Consider the following 16,210-nt stretch of genomic DNA (forward strand, 5'->3'; position numbering starts at 1 on the left):
AATGAAGTCAGTTAAAAATTGGAGCAAACCTTAGGAGGGAATTTGGTATGAAAAAATGGCAATTAAGTAAAAAGAAAATGCTGGGGTTCTTAACAGCAGGAGCAATCGTGGTAACAATGGCGGGGTCTTATGCGGCTTGGGATCAGTTGAGCGATACTGCATCAGGTACAGTAACACTAAGAAATAAGATAGAAGTGGCAGCACCTGCTGATCCAATTCAATATACTGAAACAGATACTGCATGGGGAACGGCACCTGTATATAAAAGCGCCCCTATTAAAATTCAGGCTACAGGAGTACCAGTTGGCACGAAAACAATATTAGCCCTTACAGCGACTGTGTATCCGGGAACTGATACCACGGGTACGCCGGTTGATAATGTTCAAGCAGTAATAAAAGATGGAAATACAACTGTGACACAAACTCCATTTGCTGATGAGACTGCGGCTGCAACAGGAAAGGAGTATACTGTTGAAATTACTCCTGAAGATGGGGCTACGCCAGGACAATATACAGTTGTTCTAAGCGGAGCGTTATCTAAAGATACTACGCCATAAACAGGTATATGAAAAAAATATTAAAGATATTGCCGAATGTTTTACTAATTATACTTGTTGCATATATAGTTTTAATGAAAATTTGTCCGGAAAAGATAAATAAATTTTTAGGATACCAAACATTTGTAATCTTAACAGACAGCATGGAGCCAGTCATACCGACTGGCTCTGCTGTGCTTGTTAAAAACCTAAAAGATGACGAAGAACCTAAAAAAGGAGACATCGTATCCTTCCGTGTAGACCGTCTGGGTGAGGATGCCGTCTTCACTCACTATTACCGTGGAACAGAAACCGAGGAAGACGGTTCTATCCGATATCTGACCCAGGGGGCAACGGCTGAGCGGCCAGACGACTATATAACCCATCGCCAGGACATCATAGGCACCTATGTTTTTCACATCCTCTATGTCGGCAGGATCGTCCTATTCCTAAAAAGTCCATTTGCATTAATAGAACTAGGTATCATAATGATTATCATGATAATCCACCAATTACTTTGGGACAAATTCGACAAAGAAGAGCAGGAAGAGCAGGCAGAAAAAGAAAAACAGGAGACAGAACAAAAACCAGAGAACCAAAAAACATTAGAGGGCACAGAGACAAAAAACAATATATGCACCAGTTAAACCAGAAAAAAATGAGATACAGGCCCCGCACAGCCAGTCCAATCCGCCGCACCCGCCGCGAGTCCCAAAGGGACGAGAAAATCCTCCCGCCCTGATGCGTCCAGCTGAGAGAAAGGGGAGTCCGGCTTCTGCAGGGGATGCCTGTGCCGTTGTAAAATCCTAAGAGCGCGCATAGAATCAGTTACAGAGAAAATATGGGGAATAGAGGGCAGGATTTGATTCACAAAATCAAATCCTGTTGCCGCCGGCGGTGTGAATGCATCGGCATTCACGCCAACTGCGGCAAGTACCTCTATTCCCCATATTTTGTCTGTTACTGATTCTCAGCAAGCGGCCGGATATTACAACGGCACAGGCATCCCCTGCAGAAGCCGGACTCCCCTTTCTCTCAGCGCCCCTCAGCCAGTATTCCTCCGTCCCCTTCAAGCCCCCGTAAAAGATCCGCAACCTCCAAAGGCCGATAAAAGTAAAACCCCTGTATCATATCGCAGTCCGTCTGCCGAACAATCTCCAATTCCGCATCTGTCTCCACGCCCTCCACGCAGACCTGTTTCTTTGACCGGTGGCAGGCGTAGACAATGCTCATTATAAAATCAAGATTCTCCGAAGAATGCGTGATCTCATTCATCAATGTACGATCCAGCTTGATGACATTTACCGGATATTTAAAGAGCATCTGCAGAGAAGAGAATCCATTCCCAAAGTCATCTAATGCAAATTTGATTCCCATTTTCAGGCATTCGGCGACGAATTCCTGCAGCCGGATGGGCATCTCATCGAAATGGGTTTCTGTCAGTTCCAGCATCAGATGCCCTTGCAAAAGCCCGATTTCCGCTATGGTCTGCTGGATGAAAGGCAGAAACGTGTCATCCAGTATCTGCAGATAACTAACGTTAAAGGATAAAAGAAAATCAGGCTGGAAGACCAGGATCTGTTTGCAGAGTGAGACAACCTGCCCAAAAACCCATTTCCCCACGGTAAGTATCATGCGTGTCTCCTCCAGCAGGGGGATAAATACCACAGGAGATATTTCCTGTCCGCGATAGCGCCAGCGAAGCAGTGTCTCTCCCCCAATGATCTTTCCTGTATCGCGGGAGACTATGGGCTGTACCACGATCCGGAAGCCCTCGCAGCCTTTTTCTACATTTTCACTCAGGCTCAGGGCCATGCTGGACTTATCTTTCTGTTTTGCTATCACATCGGAAGAAAATTTACTGTATTTCAGATCAGAATTAAGTTTGGCAATGCTGATCAATGTCATTGTATTTTCAAGAATTTCCTGCGGAGTGTCGCCGTTATCCGGGAAATGCAGAATCCCGAAGGAAGCCGCCTGCTTTGTGGACAGCTTCTGTTTGGAATAGCACTCCTCAATGGTGAGCCTGATGTTTTCAACGGCTTCATTTTCGTTATATGACACATTCTGTTTTGAAACAGCCATAAAGCGGATCCCATCGAGCCGGTAGAAGGTGAAGAGACTTCCCAGTTTCTCCAGCAGGCAGTTTGAAATTGCACGCAGCAGCATATCGCCGGATGCACGTCCTTTGGAGTCGTTGATGTAGGTAAAATGGTTGAGGCCAAAGCCCACAATCAGGGTGGTCTCCATTGTGCCATTGCGTGCCGCCAGGTCATTCAGTGCGGACTGCTCACGCAGAAAACCGGTGACAGCATCCAGGGAGAAATCGCTGTCCAGCCTTGAGACACAGCCGGAAAAAAAGAGGGCCGTGTTTTTATCCCCTGACCATTTTACAATACCGCGGCAGTGTACCCATGTAGTAATACCGTTTTTGTCTGTAATCCGGTAGCGCAGGCTGTGCACCCCTTTTTTCTGCTCCATTATGTGCCGAAGATCCTCGTGATATAACATACGGTCCTGCTCATTGCTGATTTTCTCTCCCCATGCATCAATCAGATTGTAAACAATGTTGTCCAGGAATCCGAAATCATCTTTCATATTATCCGATATGTAATAAAGGTTGCTCTGTAAATCGCCGAAATACAGGTAATAAGGCGCGTCAGGTATGGCAACAGACCGGAAAAAGGCTTCCGCGTCAAAATAATTATTACGGATAAAGGTCTGAAAAGCTGTGCTGCCATCAGAAAGCGGGGTTATATTGTCATCCCAAAACTTTTTTGTGTCAGGAGTAAAGCTTTGCCTTTCACTTTTTTCTATATCCCTGCTGTTTTTATCATAGGCGAGTTCAATTCTATATATTTTTTCGTTCAGTTCGAACAGTGTATCTCTTAATATATAAGTTACATGAGTCAGAGGATTGGTGTATTCCCAGTCATGGAACCTGCCCATTGCAAGGACGGAATCCGTACAAAACGGGCATGGTGTCGAAAGACCCTGAAGAATTTCATAGCATTTTCTGTTCTGGTATTCCTTGTGATCGGGGCAGCCAAAGGCATTCCTGGCACTATGATTCATGTAGGCCATTGTGTGGTTTTCCATATCTATCACAAAAATGAGTTCCTGCAGATTTTCAAAAAACTCCCAATTATTCTCCATAAATATAATCCCTTCCCTATGGCAGCGCCATTTCCATGTTATGAATTATTATTTCATAGCAGGCTATTTTTTCTTTTTAAGATTAAATTTTTTTCGCAATTCTTCCAGTTGATGCTTACTGCTTCTGGATTCCATCTTAGGAAATGCTTTTACAAGACGGCGGCTGACACGCGGTGTTTTACTGCCAAGTTCCTGGTAGTGGTTTTTAAGTTCTGCAATGCGGCTGCGCATTTCTTCGGAGACTTCCTGTGTCTTTTCCTTCAGATCAGCGGCGGCTTCCTGTGTCTTTTCGCGTAAACCGGAGGTGGCTTCCTGCGTCTTACCCAGCAGTCCGGAAGTGGCTTCCTGTGTTCTTTCTTTCAGTCCGGAGGCGGCCTCCTGTATGTTTTCCCTTAGTTCAGCAGCGGCCTCGTCCAGTTTCTGCTTGGAAACCTCCTGCTTTTCCATGGCGAAGATTACTTTTTCATAGATATCTTCACCGATCTGATTGGATATCTCGTGCAGTTCTCCCGCAATTTTTTCCATGCTGGCCAGACGTTTGTTAAATTTGAATATTGCGGTTGCAGTGACATAGAGATCCGCAAACATAGCAATTCCCAGCAACACAATCAGTATAATCCCTGCCGTATGGGGAAGAAAAGTCAGCAGTTTATGGATCAGCGGGTGGATAAAATCCATGATGGCCACGCAGGCGATTCCCCAGACCAGAGAGAAAATCAGGCATACATAACCGCCGATATTAAAAGGCTGTTCCGAATAGTCCCACCATTTATTGTGGAATATCTTGTCCATTGCCCATCCAGTAATGCCTTCGAGAAGGGTAACCAGAATGACGGAAGAAACATAGAGAATAATCAGGTTGTCCTTGTAGGGTGTGAGAAATGCGATAACTATAGTGACTCCCACACCATAGATAGGGCAGATAGGGCCGTTCAAGAATCCTCTGTTCACAAATCTGTGCTCCTTGAAAGCGGCAAATCCCACCTCAGAGCACCAGCCTAAAAATCCGTATACAAAAAAGTAAAGTAATATGTAATAAATGTCCATAATCATATCCCTCTTTAGTGGCAGTTATTTTATATTTTGATGTTCTGCATCTCATATGAATCCCGCATATCAGAATCGCAGAAATCGGAAAGCTATTATTTATAGAGTAAATCTTGTGACAAAAAATGTCAATCTATTTGACTTACTGTGTGAAAAGATTTATAATTCCTTATGGAGAATAATTATCAATACCAAATACATTTTACAGGAGAAAGCCATGAGGTTAAAAGAAGGCAGAAACCATCATACTTACCAGGTACAGGAGATCAATACAGAATTGAATCTGGAGCGCAGGCTGGAGGCGCTTGGACTTACTACGGGGTCTAATATCACAATATTGAATAATGATAAAAAGGGCGCGATTACGGTAAGGTTCCGGGGCACAAGATTTGCTTTGGGAAAACGGATCGCAGACAACATTGTGGTTGAGGAGGTCCGGGCATGAGCGATCGGGTAATTAATGTTGGATTTATAGGAAATCCGAACTGCGGGAAGACAACGTTATTTAATGCATACACAGGCGCCAACCTGAAGGTGGCGAACTGGCCGGGAGTTACGGTAGAAAAAAAAGAAGGAAAGGCATTTTACAAGGACCAGGAGTTCAAACTGATTGATCTTCCGGGTATTTACAGTCTGACCTCGTATACAATGGAGGAAAAGGTATCCAGAGAATGCATTATGAGCGGAGAGGTGGATGTCATTGTGGATGTGGTTGACGCCTCCTGTCTGGAGCGCAATCTCTATCTGACGCTGCAGCTCATTGAGCTGGGAAAGCCAGTGGTACTGGCACTAAATATGATGGATATCGTGGAAGAACGCGGCATGGAGATTGACCTGCACCGTCTGCCGGAGATGCTGGGCATCCCGGCAATACCGGTTTCCGCCAGAAAGATGAGCGGGCTGGAGATCCTGATGCATGCGGTGGCACACCACAAGGATTATGCAAGACAGAGTCCTTTTATCCATCACCATGCTGAGAACACAAAACATATACATAATCATCACCGCGATTACGCAATGGTTTATCAGGATGAGATAGAAGATAAGATCGATCTGATTATAGAACAGTTCCTGCGTTTGTATCCAAGGATGGAAAATAAAAGATGGCATGCCATAAAGATGCTGGAACAGGACCATGCAGTTATGGAGAAATACCCCGTGAATATGCCGGAGGTTATGGACCGTAGTTATGAGAAGGATATCATTAACCAGAAATATGATTTTATAGAAGAGATTATTCAGGAGACCCTGGTGAATAAGAGTAAGAAAGAGGAACGGACGGACAGAGCAGACCGTTTCATGACCAGCAAATGGCTGGGGCTGCCTATCTTTCTTGGAATCATGGCTCTTGTCTTCTTCCTGACTTTTACCGTGGGGGACTGGCTGAAGGGATACTTTGAGATCGCGCTTGAGTGGATATCCGGAGCAGCAGGCAGCCTGTTTACCGCCTGGAATGTGAACGCCATGCTGCAGTCTCTGATCGTGGATGGAATTATCTCAGGCGTCGGAGGGATTCTGACATTTCTGCCGAATATCTTTATCCTGTTCCTGGCGCTTGCCTTTTTGGAGGATAGCGGGTACATGGCGAGAGTGGCGTTTGTCATGGACGATATCATGGGGCACCTGGGGCTTTCCGGGAGGGCATTCCTGCCTATGCTGCTTGGATTCGGATGCTCCGTTCCGGCGATTATGGCATCCAGGGCACTGGAAAATAGAAAGGACAGGCTGAAAACAATCATGGTAACGCCTTTTATGTCCTGCAGCGCAAGGCTGCCGATCTATGTGCTGTTTTCTTCCATGTTTTTCGGAAAACATGCGATGATGGCCTGTTATTCCATGTATCTGCTGGGAATTATTGTTGCGATCACAACGGCCTTTGTCCTTTCGAAAATCGACGGAAGTAAGGCGGAACATTCCCTTTTAATTGAGCTTCCGGAGTATAAGACCCCGAACGCGAGGACAATTGCGATCTATGTCTGGGAAAAGGTGAAAGATTATCTTACCAAGGCGGGAACCGTTATTTTTATAGCTTCGATTATTATGTGGATCATCCTGAATTTTGGAACTGCTGGATATGTGACAGACATTTCCCAGAGTTTTGGATCTATGATCGGAAAGGCTATTGTGCCAATATTTAAACCGCTGGGTCTTGGCTACTGGCAGATCATTGTAGCCCTGATTGCGGGGATTGCCGCAAAGGAAGTCGTGGTATCCAGCTGCAGTGTACTGTTTGGTATCCAGAATATTACCACGGGCCATGGAATGGCAAGCTTTGTGGGAACACTGGGGGCTATGGGCTTCGGAGCGGCCAACGCCTATGCATTAATGGTATTCTGTCTGCTCTATGTACCTTGTACGGCTACAATCGCTACGATTAACCGGGAGGTGGGGAGTAAAAAGATCACAGTCGGGATCGTGTTATTCCAGCTGGCAGTGGCGTGGTGTGTAAGTTTCCTGGCCTATCACATAGCGGGGATATTCTTCTGAGGAGTTTAAGTGGCAGAGGTACTTTTGTAAAAAGGATGTCTGCCGCCTATAGCTGTAATTGGCAACATCAATAAAGGGAGCGTGCAGGCCAGCCTATATAAAAGGAGTATTTATGAAAAGGAGTAGAATTATTTATTTTGCTTTAATTGTAATTACAATGGTATTAGGGCTTGCGTCAAGGCAATTTGGTGACTGTCTGCCGGTATTTCTGAGGAACTATGCGGGTGATGCCTTGTGGGCTATGATGGTATTTTGGGGAATTGGATTCCTATTTTCTAAAATGGCTGCTGCAAAAGTGATGCTGGCGGCATTGGTGTTCTCTTTTGCAATAGAGTTTTCCCAATTGTATCAAGCAGATTGGATAAATGTATTGCGCCACACTACACTGGGAGGATTGATTTTGGAATATGGTTTTTTATGGAGTGATTTAGTGTGTTATACCGTTGGAATTCTGATAGGAGTAGGTATTGAGATTGGGATATTGAACTGGACGGGAATGAGGCAGAAAAAGTAGCTGGCATGATGCGGCCGCTGCAAGTGTGAGTTTCGCGGAATTCGACAATATGGAGGAGTGATAAGAATGCATAATATTAAGTTAGTTTTGGAGTATGACGGGGCGCGCTATCAGGGATGGCAGAGGCTTGGTAAGGGGGAGTCGGCAAATACGGTGGCGAACAGGCTGCTGGATGTGATTCATAAAATGACCGCGGAGGATGTGGAACTGTTTTGTGGGGCCAGGACTGAGGTTGGGGTTCACGCTTATGGGCAGGTGGTTAATTTTAAGACTACTTCGGATATGAAAGCGGATGAAATACGGCAGTATCTGAACCGTTATCTGCCTATGGATATTGCGGTTCTTTCTGCGGAGGAGATGCCGGAGCGTTTTCATGCTTCACTGAATGCGAAGTCCAGGAGTTATCTGTATCGGATTGCTATTGGCGCGGTGCCCAGTGTATTTAACCGGAAATATACTTATTATGCGTTCCGCACCCCGGATGTGGGTGTTATGCAGCAGGCGGCTCTTTTATTGGCCGGAAGACACGATTTTAAACATTTTTCAACTGTTAAGAAGAGTAAGTCTACGGAAAAAGAGATTTATAATATAGACATCCATGGTGATGCGGAAGAGATTCAGATTCGTATTCGGGCAAATGATTTTTTGCATAATATGCCGAGGATGATTGTTGGAACCTTGCTTGATATCGGGCTTGGGAAACGGAAGGTGGAATGTATTGAGGCAGTCTTTTCGGGGGCGGAAGAGGCGAGCGCACCTTGTGATCCGAAAGGGATGTTTTTGGAGAAGGTGGAGGGGTATTTATAGGAGGAGATTATGTTTCGGTCTTTGAGTGAAGGGGAACTGGCGGCGCGGGGGGCGCTTTTGATTGAGAATGTTCAGGATGGTTTTTTGCGGTTTGAGGCTGTGACTCTTAGAGGGGATAAGCTGGCGATGCAGTGCTTTTTGGAGCGGTGTCTGGTGGTGAATGAGGGCGCTTCTTTTGCGGATTTTTATTATTCGGTGCTGACTGAGGAGGAACAGCGTGGATTTGTGGCTGGGTTGAGTGATGAGGAAAAAAGTGTATTTTTGCAGTTTGAAACGGAACCCAGGCAGGTATACTATCCTTTGGTGGCGGAAAATCTGGTTTTTCTTGCGGAGATTACTGCCAGGAACTGGCTGTTTTCTACTTTTTATTTTACGAAGCAAAAAGCGGTGGTCTGGGGAAATTATGGTCTGGAATATCCTTTGTTTTGTGAAGAGGGGGAGACGCTGGAGGGTTATAAAAATATAGCGCAGGAATGCGGATTGGAGTTGGGTTAGATGATAGAAGAGAGAAGAGTTGCGGATTCCAGGGTGGAAACGGTGCATATGGTACGGCCGAATCATTTGAATGCGGCGGGGCGTTTGTTTGGCGGGATTCTGATGCAGTGGCTGGATGATGTGGCCGGGCTGGTGGCGAAGCGCCATACCAGGAGCAACATTATTACGGCCTCGGTGGATAATTTGCGTTTTATTCAGGGGGCTTATCAGAAGGATGTGATTGTGATTATCGGGAAGGCGACTTATGTGGGTAATACGTCCATGGAAGTCAGGGTTGATACTTATGTGGAAAATATGGACGGGATGCGCAGGCCGATTAACCGTGCCTATTTTACGATGGTTGCGTTGGACGAGAATGACAAGCCTAAGCGGGTGCCGCGCCTGATTTTGGAGAGTGAGGAAGAAAAGGCAGAATGGGAAGCAGCAAAAAAGAGAAGAGAGATGAGGATAAAAAGGAAAGAAGAAGGTTTTTAGGCCTTCTTCTTTCCTTTTTATCCTCCGGGTTATTGGGGGATCATTTTTTCTTCATAAAAGAGCTGACCATATTGATGGTTCTGTCGATCTGCGCCTGCTCATCTTTGGACTTTCCATCTTTCATTATTTCCAGGATCAGTGACATCTCGTCCCCGGAAAAACTGATACCCTTTTTGTTTGCATTTGTGATCAGGGCCATCATGATGGGGGCCAGGTCTCTGCCGGATTTGCCGGCGGTCTGGGAAGCAGCCATTTGAATCAGTTCCAGTTTTATGGGGTCAATATTTTTCATAGCCGGATTGTTCATCCATTCGTTCATCTATATCATCTCCTTCCATAAATGAATCATTCCCCATAGGGGCATTGTCTGCTGTATCAGTTTGGGTTGGTGCATTTTCCGCCGAAGCAGGGGCCCATGGTTCATTTCCATGGGAGATGTCTTCTGTGGTATCTTCCATAGAGGAGGTTTCTTTTGGGGCTTCCGCATGAGCAGAATCCTCCCCTGTACCTGGGTCAAAGGACGTATCCCCGGAAAACATGCTATTGTACATCTGGAACATATTCTGCTGGTCAGGAGTCAGCATCCCCATCATCATATCCATGGGATTGAAGCCTCCGGAAAACATATTTCCCATGCCGCCCATGTGGTCAGTTCCGCCGCCGGAAGCTCCGGCAAAACTGTTTTCGGATGAAAAACCGCTGTCTGTGCCTGAAAAACCATTTTCCTGGCCCTGAGAGCTTTCCTGGAACATTTGTACCATTTCCATTATATTCATCATATTCAGAAATGTGTCCATCATTTCCGCCTGCTGCTGCGGCAGATAGGGCCTTAACTCCTGGAGCATCTCCATCATCGATGGTGCCTGGTCGCTGCCAAAGGCCTGGCTATGTAAATCGTTTTCGAAATTCTGAAAAAAAGAAATTGTCTGCTGGAGCTCCTGGAATTTTATGAATATTCCCAAAAACTGCTGGTTAGAAGCAGGAGTGTAGGGCAGAAGCAGCTTCAGCATCTGAAGCTGGGGCGGTGTAACCAGTTCATCAAACGGTGTCATTGGTTTTGGCGTTTTCTTTTCCATATTCACTCCTGTTTATCACGTTGTAAATATATATGATGAGAAGTATAAAAATATGAGGATGGGATAAGACTAAAGTGAGGACTCCTACATACTATAATAGGGAATAGAAAGGAAAGGGCGGTTTCAAAATGAAAAGAAAACTGATTATCGATGGAAATGCGGTGTATGAGATAGACGAGGATTGCATGCTGAAGAAACGAATGGAAGAGAAGAAAGGGAACAAAGAGCCGGAGGGGAAAAAAAGGCCGCAGGATCAGAATAAGGCAAAACCATAACCATGCGGGTAAATCCATTTTTAGAATGCTAGAACAAAGTGGGCAAGCTGGCGCCGCCGCGATGCCGTTTGGCGGCTATATACTTTATTGCGGCGTGTGCATTCTCCCATAGGGTTTTATGATATAGGAAATTCTGAATGAATTTCCTATATCATAAAATAACCCCGGTACAAAGATCTGTACCGGGGCTGTTTTTATTTCCTGCCTTTGGGCGCCCGAAACGTAAATGTTACGGGATGGCCCGGGCAGAAATTCCTGTTCTGGTAAGTTTTACTGGTTTGGAATTAGCATCCGCAGTTGTTTCCGCCGCCAAAGCCGCCGCAGCAGCAAAGCAGGATGATGATCCACAGGCAGCTGTCGTTGCCGCCGCAGCCATTGCCGCATCCGCCGCCAAAGCCGTTGCCGCCGCAGCAGCAAAGCAGGATAATGATCCACAGACAAGAAGACATTCCGTTTCCGCATCCTCCGCAGCTAGTTTCGCATCCACATCCGCAGTTTGTAGCACTTAAATCACTCATGTTAAATCCTCCATATATGTTTGATTACAGTTCATAATATGTAGGTGGTTACAAATGTGTGAAAAGATTCCCCTAATTAATTTTAAAAAGATTTTTATACCATTTTAATATCCGGCCGGGGTTCTTTCACACCTATTTTATGGTGTATGTGTTATTTTATATAGGAAAGTACTTAGCACTTTCCTATTATATAAAACCCTTCGGGGGATGCACACGCCGCCATAAGGTATATAGCCGCAAAGCGGCATTGCGGCGGCGCCAAAGTGTGCAAGCCCCTCATGAGTGAGGGGGTGGAGAGTTGAGGTGGGCTTGCCCACTTGTTCTAAGAATAACCCGGACAGCGATTTATCCTAATGTCTGAAAGGGTTTCATCTTGCAATGCAGAAGATTCTGAAGTAAGATAGCAGAAAGGAAACGGCAAAGGAATTGATAGGATGAAGGAAGACAGCAGAAAGCCGGATCTGTTTTTGAAACAGCTGATGGAGGCTGAGAAAGAACAAAGCGGAAAAGGCAGATTAAAAATATTTTTTGGTTACGCGGCAGGCATAGGAAAAACCTATGCCATGCTGTCGTCTGCCCACAAGGCGAAAGACGCAGGAATTGACGTGGTCGCAGGCTACATAGAACCGCATACTAGGCCGGAGACGATGGCTCTGACGCAGGGCCTGGAGATGCTTTCTGTAAAAGAGGTGGAATATCACGGCATGCGTCTCCATGAATTTGACCTGGAGGCTGCCCTGCTCAGAAAACCCGAACTGATTCTGGTGGATGAACTGGCGCATACAAACGCACAGGGCAGTATCCATGCCAAACGTTACCAGGATATAAAGGAGCTTTTGAAGGCGGGGATTAATGTTTATACTACGGTCAATGTACAGCACTTGGAGAGTCTGAACGACACCATAGCAGGGATTACGGGGGTGCTTGTGCGGGAACGGATTCCCGACAGCGTGTTTGACGAGGCGGATCAGGTGGAGATGGTGGATATTGAGCCGGAGGAGCTGCTGGAGCGGCTGAAGGCCGGGAAGATCTATAAGGAAAAGCAGGCGGACCGGGCGCTTTCCAACTTTTTTACAAAGGATAACCTGATCTCTCTGCGGGAAATTGCACTGCGGCGTATGGCTGATCGTGTGAATCTTGCCCAGGACAGCATGATCCATGCCAGCAATGAGACAGCGGAACATCTCATGGTATGCTTGTCCCCTTCGCCTTCCAACGGCAAGGTGATCCGGCAGGCGGCCCGGATGGCGAATGCATTTCACGGCAAACTGACTGCGCTCTATGTGGAAACGCCCGATTCGGCCAATATGTCGAAGGCAGATCAGAAGGGGCTGAATGATAATACGCGGCTGGCGGAACAGCTGGGAGCAAAAATCGTCACTTCCTATGGGACTGATATCGTAGAAGAAATTGCGGCGTATGCGCAGGCATCCCGAGTCTCCAAGGTTGTTCTGGGCAGAACTTATACAAAACGAAGGCTTTTGTTTATCCGGGACAGCGTATCCGAACAGCTATCCAGGCTGGCGCCGAACCTGGAAATCTTTCTGATCCCGGATGCATTCGATAAGAGATACAGAGGCCGCGTAAAAAAGAGGCGGGAGGAGACATATAAGAAGGCCTGGCTTGATGCGCTCATATGTATTGTCAGCCTGGGCGTGTCCACGGCAATTGCCCTGATCTTCACCAGGCTCGGATTCAGCGACGCCAATCTGGTCATGGTATATATCCTGGGTGTGCTGACATCAGCTATGTTTACCAGCCATCAGATCTGGGGTATAATTACAAGTGTTTTCAGCGTGCTTGTGTTTAATTATTTTTTTACGGATCCGGTGCGGACGCTGTCTGTCAATGATCCGGGATACTTTATTACATTTTTTGTGATGTTTGTCACTTCCCTGTGCAGCTCGGCGCTTACCAAGCAGGTGAAGAACTATGCCCGCCAGAATGCCAGGAAGGCCTACCGTACGGAACTGCTTTTGGAAACCAGCAGAAAGCTGCAGGATGCGGGTACCACCCAGGAGATTGCTTCAAGAACGATTCAGCAGCTGGGAATGCTTCTGGAGAAGAATATTTATTTCTATCTCGGGAAACCATCGGCGAAAAACAGACCGATTGTATATAAGAAAGATCCGGATGCTCCGGATGTGCTGGGGGAGGAGGAGTTGGGAGTTGCCCAATGGACCTTCCGCAACAATAAGCATGCAGGCTTCTCCACCCAGACGCTTCCGGGTTCCCGCTTCCTTTTTGCCGCGGTCAGGAGCGGGGAGAGAGTCTTTGCGGTGGTTGGGATTGATATGGAGAAGAAGGCGATACCAGCTTTTGAAGAAGGCGTTATGGGGGCTATTTTGAACGAGTGCGCGTTTGCATTGGAGAAGGAGGCGCTCCTCGTACAACAGCAGGAGATTGACCTGAAGCTGCAGAAGGAACAGCTGCGTGCGAATCTGCTGCGCTCTATTTCCCACGATCTGCGGACGCCTCTTACCAGCATATCGGGCAATGCCGAGACCCTTTTGATCAATGAAGGCGAAGTGGAAAAGGAGCAGAGAAAGAAGATTTACAAAGATATCTATGATGATTCCATGTGGCTGATTAATTTGGTTGAAAATCTGCTTTCTGTCACCAGGATTGAGAATGGCACGATGGAACTGAACCTTCAGGGCGAGATTGTGGAAGATGTGATCGAAGAAGCGCTGCATCACGTGAACCGGCGCGGAAAAGAACAGAAGATCCACGTGGAATGTGATGAGCTGCTGATGGCGAAGATGGATGTAAAATTAATGCTTCAGGTGTTGATTAATTTGACGGACAATGCGGTAAAATATACGCCGGCAGGCTCCGAGATCTGGATTAAAGCGCTAAAACAGGGAAATAAAGCCGTGATCTCGGTAGCAGATAATGGACCGGGGATTCCGGCAGAGCTCAAGCCCAAGCTGTTCCAGATGTTTTATACCGCAGGCCATGCGGTTACCGACGGCAGGCGGGGGATGGGCCTGGGGCTGACTTTGTGCAAATCCATTATCAATGCTCATGGAAGCGAGTTAAAAGTATTTGACAATGTTCCGAAGGGAACCGTATTTTGTTTTGAATTGGAAGTGGAGGAAGTAACATTATGACAGTGAACGGCAAACCTTTTATTCTTGTTGTCGAGGATGATATGCCGGTCAGAAATCTGATCACCACAACGCTGGAATCCCAGGATTATAAATATGAGACTGCTGCTAACGGAAACCAGGCGGTCATGGCTGCGGCTTCCGGCAACCCGGATATCATACTGATGGATCTGGGGCTACCGGATATGGACGGTATCGAGGTGATCCGAAAGATCCGGACGTGGTCTGTTGCGCCGGTGATCGTGATCAGCGCAAGAAGTGATGACAGGGATAAAGTGGAGGCTCTGGACGCCGGGGCTGATGATTATCTGACAAAACCGTTCAGTGTGGAGGAGCTGCTGGCAAGACTGCGTTCCACGCTGCGCAGGGTGCAGTATCTCATGCGGACGAAGGATCAGAACTCCAGTGTGTTTAAAGATGGGGATCTGGTGATTGATTACGGCGCAGGAACTGTCTTTGTGGGAGAAAAAGAGATTCATCTCATGCCTTTGGAGTACAGCCTGCTCTGTCTGCTCGCGCAGAATGTTGGGAAAGTGCTGACATACCAGTTTATTCTGGATAAAGTCTGGGTGAATGCGATTGAAAGCGATATGTCCTCTCTCAGAGTGTATATGGCGTCACTTCGCAAAAAAATTGAAAAAGATAAATCCAATCCGCAGTATATCCAGACTCATATAGGCGTAGGGTACCGGATGCTGCGGGTAGATGAGAAGACGGAGGCTAGTTAACAGACGGGGCGTGGAATTAGTAGACAGGGACAACATTTCTGAATATCATATTAAAAAAGGTGTTTTCATGAAATGGGTAAAGCAGACTGTTGGATATTGGTGCCCGGATATCATTACTAATAAGTACCTGGGACAGGGTGTGCGCGCAGCGGTACTGGATACCGGAATCACGCTTCACCCTGATTTTGATAGAAGAATTATTGGTTTTCGCGATTTTGTTAATCATAAAGATAAAATATATGATGATGGTAAGCACGGAACGCATGTTTCTGGAATCCTTGCCGGGAGCGGGAGGCTGTCCTCGGGGGTATACGCCGGGATGGCACCGCGGGCGGAGATTCTGGTAGGAAAGGTACTGGATCATACGGGGAACGGCTCGGTGGAGGATGTTCTTGAGGGAATTGACTGGCTGCTTATGATCCACAAAAGGGTGAAACTCCGCATTGTGAATATCTCTGTGGGAACACAGCCTGGAGTGGAGAGGGCACAGGAACAAAGACTTGTGGATGCTGTGGAAGCGCTTTGGGATGAAGGGCTTGTGGTGGTCGTCTCAGCAGGAAATTATGGACCGGGCGCGGGGACAGTCGCCGTTCCGGGTACCAGCAGGAAAGTGATAACCGTAGGGGCAGTGGGGGAGAAAAGATCGATCGTTGCGGGGCGCGGCGGCAGAGAATGGAATTATTCGGGGAACGGCCCTACGGATGCTTGCGTTATTAAGCCGGATTTGCTGGCACCTGGGACGAATATCCTGAGCTGTAACGGAGATTATACCAACCGCTGGCAGAAGCCATATGTCACAAAAAGCGGCACCTCGATGGCAACGCCTGTGGTGTCGGGAGCGATCGCCTGCATGCTGTCAAAATTTCCGGATATAACCAATGTGGAGGTAAAGCTCAAGCTCCGTGAGTCCTGTGTCAGAAATGAGTGCTCGGCACAGGGCTGGGGGATGCTCAACGTAGGAAAACTGCTTACGATGTAATTTGCTGG

Annotated in this window: 17 protein-coding genes; 12 read left to right on the forward strand and 5 right to left on the reverse strand. The window is 46.9% G+C overall.

Annotated features, from left to right (window positions below):
- Window positions 1-47: 47 nt before the first annotated feature.
- A complete protein-coding gene (locus tag ARB69_RS06365) occupies window positions 48-557 on the forward strand; it encodes a hypothetical protein (RefSeq protein ID WP_055152031.1) in 510 nt (169 codons plus the stop codon).
- Between the two features lie 8 nt (window positions 558-565).
- On the forward strand, window positions 566-1,183 hold the full coding sequence (locus ARB69_RS06370; RefSeq protein ID WP_055152034.1) for a signal peptidase I: 618 nt from the start codon (window positions 566-568) through the stop codon (window positions 1,181-1,183).
- A 388-nt stretch (window positions 1,184-1,571) separates the two neighbouring features.
- Here the strand turns inward: ARB69_RS06370 and ARB69_RS06380 are convergent, their stop codons facing one another.
- Window positions 1,572-3,692, reverse strand: coding sequence for an EAL domain-containing protein (locus tag ARB69_RS06380; protein ID WP_055152040.1), 2,121 nt, complete (start codon window positions 3,690-3,692; stop codon window positions 1,572-1,574).
- Between the two features lie 63 nt (window positions 3,693-3,755).
- The gene (locus tag ARB69_RS06385; RefSeq protein WP_055152043.1) at window positions 3,756-4,739 is read right to left on the reverse strand and encodes a putative ABC transporter permease; all 984 of its coding nucleotides are present in this window, start codon (window positions 4,737-4,739) and stop codon (window positions 3,756-3,758) included.
- A 217-nt stretch (window positions 4,740-4,956) separates the two neighbouring features.
- Here ARB69_RS06385 and ARB69_RS06390 point away from each other — a divergent pair, with 217 nt between their 5' ends.
- From ARB69_RS06390 to ARB69_RS06415, 6 genes are all read left to right on the forward strand, one after another.
- Window positions 4,957-5,184 (forward strand): FeoA family protein, encoded by a 228-nt coding sequence (locus ARB69_RS06390; protein WP_025656889.1) that lies wholly within the window; start codon window positions 4,957-4,959, stop codon window positions 5,182-5,184.
- Entirely contained in the window at window positions 5,181-7,226 is a 2,046-nt protein-coding gene (feoB, locus tag ARB69_RS06395; protein WP_025656890.1) for a ferrous iron transport protein B, read from the forward strand. The genes ARB69_RS06390 and feoB overlap by 4 nt, the downstream gene beginning before the upstream one ends.
- A 112-nt stretch (window positions 7,227-7,338) precedes the next feature.
- A complete protein-coding gene (locus ARB69_RS06400) occupies window positions 7,339-7,740 on the forward strand; it encodes a DUF2809 domain-containing protein (RefSeq protein ID WP_025656891.1) in 402 nt (133 codons plus the stop codon).
- A 66-nt stretch (window positions 7,741-7,806) separates the two neighbouring features.
- On the forward strand, window positions 7,807-8,547 hold the full coding sequence (gene truA, locus ARB69_RS06405) for a tRNA pseudouridine(38-40) synthase TruA (protein WP_025656892.1): 741 nt from the start codon (window positions 7,807-7,809) through the stop codon (window positions 8,545-8,547).
- Window positions 8,548-8,556: 9 nt separating this feature from the next.
- The gene (locus tag ARB69_RS06410; protein WP_025656893.1) at window positions 8,557-9,042 is read left to right on the forward strand and encodes a hypothetical protein; all 486 of its coding nucleotides are present in this window, start codon (window positions 8,557-8,559) and stop codon (window positions 9,040-9,042) included.
- Window positions 9,043-9,516: an acyl-CoA thioesterase gene (locus ARB69_RS06415; protein ID WP_025656894.1), complete on the forward strand. Its 474-nt coding sequence runs from the start codon at window positions 9,043-9,045 to the stop codon at window positions 9,514-9,516. It abuts the gene before it with no gap.
- A 40-nt stretch (window positions 9,517-9,556) separates the two neighbouring features.
- Here the strand turns inward: ARB69_RS06415 and ARB69_RS06420 are convergent, their stop codons facing one another.
- Window positions 9,557-9,835: a hypothetical protein gene (locus ARB69_RS06420; protein ID WP_025656895.1), complete on the reverse strand. Its 279-nt coding sequence runs from the start codon at window positions 9,833-9,835 to the stop codon at window positions 9,557-9,559.
- Window positions 9,795-10,592 carry a hypothetical protein gene (locus tag ARB69_RS06425; RefSeq protein ID WP_055152046.1) on the reverse strand — a complete coding sequence of 266 codons (798 nt, stop codon included), beginning with the start codon at window positions 10,590-10,592 and terminating at the stop codon, window positions 9,795-9,797. The genes ARB69_RS06420 and ARB69_RS06425 overlap by 41 nt, the downstream gene beginning before the upstream one ends.
- A gap of 128 nt (window positions 10,593-10,720) precedes the next feature.
- Here ARB69_RS06425 and ARB69_RS27125 point away from each other — a divergent pair, with 128 nt between their 5' ends.
- Window positions 10,721-10,867, forward strand: a complete 147-nt coding sequence (locus ARB69_RS27125; RefSeq protein ID WP_167702483.1) for a hypothetical protein — start codon at window positions 10,721-10,723, stop codon at window positions 10,865-10,867.
- 284 nt (window positions 10,868-11,151) lie between these two features.
- Here ARB69_RS27125 and ARB69_RS06430 read toward each other — a convergent pair whose 3' ends face one another.
- Window positions 11,152-11,385, reverse strand: a complete 234-nt coding sequence (locus ARB69_RS06430; RefSeq protein WP_081733163.1) for a chorion class high-cysteine HCB protein 13 — start codon at window positions 11,383-11,385, stop codon at window positions 11,152-11,154.
- Between the two features lie 434 nt (window positions 11,386-11,819).
- On the opposite strand from ARB69_RS06430, the gene ARB69_RS06435 reads away from it, so the two are divergent.
- The 3 genes from ARB69_RS06435 to ARB69_RS06445 all read left to right on the forward strand — a co-directional run bounded on the left by ARB69_RS06435 (window position 11,820) and on the right by ARB69_RS06445 (window position 16,202).
- Window positions 11,820-14,498: a sensor histidine kinase gene (locus ARB69_RS06435; RefSeq protein WP_055152049.1), complete on the forward strand. Its 2,679-nt coding sequence runs from the start codon at window positions 11,820-11,822 to the stop codon at window positions 14,496-14,498.
- Window positions 14,495-15,223, forward strand: coding sequence for a response regulator (locus tag ARB69_RS06440; RefSeq protein ID WP_055152052.1), 729 nt, complete (start codon window positions 14,495-14,497; stop codon window positions 15,221-15,223). Before ARB69_RS06435 ends, ARB69_RS06440 begins: the two co-directional genes overlap by 4 nt.
- A gap of 67 nt (window positions 15,224-15,290) precedes the next feature.
- Window positions 15,291-16,202, forward strand: a complete 912-nt coding sequence (locus ARB69_RS06445; RefSeq protein WP_055152238.1) for a S8 family peptidase — start codon at window positions 15,291-15,293, stop codon at window positions 16,200-16,202.
- Window positions 16,203-16,210 lie beyond the last annotated feature (8 nt).

The sequence above is a fragment of the Faecalicatena contorta genome (assembly GCF_001404335.1).
Lineage (GTDB): Bacteria > Bacillota > Clostridia > Lachnospirales > Lachnospiraceae > Faecalicatena > Faecalicatena contortus_B.